This window comes from Emticicia sp. (assembly GCF_049241225.1).
Lineage (GTDB): Bacteria > Bacteroidota > Bacteroidia > Cytophagales > Spirosomataceae > Emticicia.
Map to the genome: position 1 here is coordinate 9,409 of NZ_JBMLRC010000118.1, position 2,628 is coordinate 12,036.

Sequence of the window (2,628 nt, forward strand, 5' to 3'; positions counted from 1 at the left end):
ATGCAAAAAGTAGATTTTTTAGTTATAGGTTCGGGCATTGCAGGTTTGAGTTTTGCACTCAAAGCCTCAGCAAAGGGTAAAGTATTGGTTCTAACCAAAGTAAATGCCGACGAAACCAACACCAAATATGCACAAGGCGGAATTGCGGCCGTTTTCGACCCTGATACCGATTCTTTTGAAAAACACATCAGCGATACGCTCATTGCAGGCGATGGACTTTGCGACCGAAAAATCGTAGAGATTGTGGTGAAAGAAGGCCCTGACCGTATTCAAGAATTGATAGAATACGGCACAAATTTCGATAAACACGATGGCGAATATGACCTCACTCGTGAAGGTGGACATTCGGAAAAGCGAATTCTTCACTATAAAGATATTACGGGTAAAGAAATCGAACGTGCATTGCTAGAAGAAGTCAGCAAAAACCCGAATATCGAAATCCTGACGCACTACTATGCTGTTGAGCTAATCACGCAGCACCATTTGGGCATTGAAGTAAACCGTGAAACAAACGACGTTACTTGCTACGGCGTTTATGCCTTAAACTTGCAGTCGGGCGAAGTCGAAACGATTTTATCGAAAATGACTGTGATGGCAACGGGAGGGGCAGGGCATATCTATTCGGCCACGACCAACCCAGTTATTGCCACTGGCGATGGTATCGCAATGGTTTATCGTGCCAAAGGACGTGTACGAGACATGGAAATGATTCAGTTTCACCCAACCTCACTCTACAACCCTGGCGAATACCCAAGTTTCTTGATTACCGAAGCCGTTCGGGGCGAAGGTGGAGTACTAAAAAACAAAAAAGGCGAAGAATTCATGCACAGCTACGACCCTCGTGGCTCACTTGCTCCTCGTGATATTGTGGCTCGTTCGATAGATGCTGAAATGAAAAAAACTGGCGAAGACCACGTTTATCTCGATATTTCATTCAAACCAAAAGAACTGATACTTCAACACTTCCCAACAATTTATGAGAAATGCTTGAGCATCGGGCTTGATATTACTAAAGACCAGATTCCGGTTGTTCCTGCCGCTCATTATTTGTGCGGCGGAATTTTGGTCGATGAAATGGGGCGTTCAACCATCAATCGCTTATTTGCCTGTGGCGAATGTTCGTCAACGGGATTACACGGAGCAAATCGTTTGGCATCTAACTCATTGCTCGAAGCGGCCGTTTTCGGTCATAGAATTGCTCAAGAAGCCCTCCAAGATTTTGATAAGCTTACTTTCCAAGAAAACGTACCAGACTGGAATGAATTCGGAACAGAACAATCGAACGAAGAAATTTTGGTAACGCATAATCTCAGAGAATTACAAAGAATGATGGCCGATTACGTCGGAATTGTTCGCTCAGATTTTCGTTTGGAACGTGCCATGCGACGCCTAAAACTTATCAAAGACGAAACCGAAGAGTTTTACAAGAAAACAAAGCTTTCGATGAAACTCTGTGAATTGCGTAACTTAGTGCAATGTGCCGAACTCGTAATCAAATGTGCCATGAAGCGTAAAGAAAGTCGTGGGCTTCACTACACAACCGACTATCCGTACAAGTTGGGCGGAAAGCCTGAAAACTCGGTTTTATAAAGAAAATTGCAAATAATAAATATTTTATCTAATTTTGCACCCCGATACTGAAAAGTATCAAGTTGCTTTGTCGAAGCGAATGGTTCTTTCGGCAGAGTTTTTATCACTCTAAAAAATTTGAACCAATGTCACAAAAAATCAGAATCAAATTGAAGTCATTTGACCACAATTTAGTGGACAAATCGGCTGAAAGAATTGTGAAAGCTGTAAAATCTACAGGTGCAGTTGTTAGCGGTCCAATTCCGTTGCCAACTCGTAAAGAAATCTTCACAGTTTTGAAATCACCTCACGTTAACAAAAAAGCACGTGAACAATTCCAATTGTGTACTTACAAGCGTCTTATTGACATCTACTCGGCAAGTCCGAAAACTGTAGATGCCTTAATGAAATTGGAGCTTCCAAGTGGTGTTGATGTTGAAATCAAAGTGTAGTTTTGATAAAACGTACAAAAAAAGCCTATTCATTTTTTTAATGAATAGGCTTTTTTATTGAAAATAGATTTATAGACTTGTAAATTTCAATGTTTCAAAGGGTTTTACTAAATCGTCAACATTGTTATAACCAGCGTTCTTCAGTTGTTTTTGTAAGTATTTTTTCTTTGATACTAAATCTCTGAATTCATCTACAGTTAGAGTTTCAAATTGTGGTCGACCAACAAATAGTCCCATACCAACTTTTCCTCTAACAAAATATATGTGATTTGACTTGAAATCAATATCAACATGCCTTTTTACCTCCGTTTCCGCCCAAAGTCGAATAGGTTTTGGCTCTACATCTACTATTTTGAAAGTTTGTGGTTTGAATCTCATCACCTTTGTTGTATCCGAAAATACATTAAAGCCAATCGCACCTCCAAAAAAATTAAAAGTTCTAAAGAAAACCACTTTGGATTTAGGTGATTCCTGTGCTACTAAGTTAAAAGTTAATAGAGTTGAGATAGCGAAACCTGTAATTATTCTCTTCATATATTTGTTATTTAGATTTCTGTAAAAACGTCCGCAAATGTCTCAATATTACAAAAAAGAAGGTAAAAAAAAC

General features: G+C 39.4%; 3 protein-coding genes. 2 read left to right on the forward strand and 1 reads right to left on the reverse strand.

Annotation, left to right across the window (positions count from 1 at the left end):
* The coding region (nadB, locus tag ACOVO2_RS07245; protein ID WP_421769330.1) for an L-aspartate oxidase at positions 1-1,590 on the forward strand (1,590 nt) is incomplete at its 5' end.
* A gap of 125 nt (positions 1,591-1,715) precedes the next feature.
* Positions 1,716-2,021, forward strand: a complete 306-nt coding sequence (gene rpsJ, locus ACOVO2_RS07250) for a 30S ribosomal protein S10 (protein ID WP_188767361.1) — start codon at positions 1,716-1,718, stop codon at positions 2,019-2,021.
* 69 nt (positions 2,022-2,090) lie between these two features.
* On the opposite strand, the gene ACOVO2_RS07255 is transcribed toward rpsJ, so the two are convergent.
* The gene (locus ACOVO2_RS07255; RefSeq protein ID WP_421769331.1) at positions 2,091-2,555 is read right to left on the reverse strand and encodes a hypothetical protein; all 465 of its coding nucleotides are present in this window, start codon (positions 2,553-2,555) and stop codon (positions 2,091-2,093) included.
* Positions 2,556-2,628 lie beyond the last annotated feature (73 nt).

Bases quoted from the DNA above. Each gene is read 5' to 3' on its own strand.
- rpsJ (WP_188767361.1), top strand. From the start codon at position 1,716: ATGTCACAAAAAATCAGAATCAAATTGAAGTCATTTGACCACAATTTA.
- ACOVO2_RS07255 (WP_421769331.1), bottom strand. From the start codon at position 2,555: ATGAAGAGAATAATTACAGGTTTCGCTATCTCAACTCTATTAACTTTT.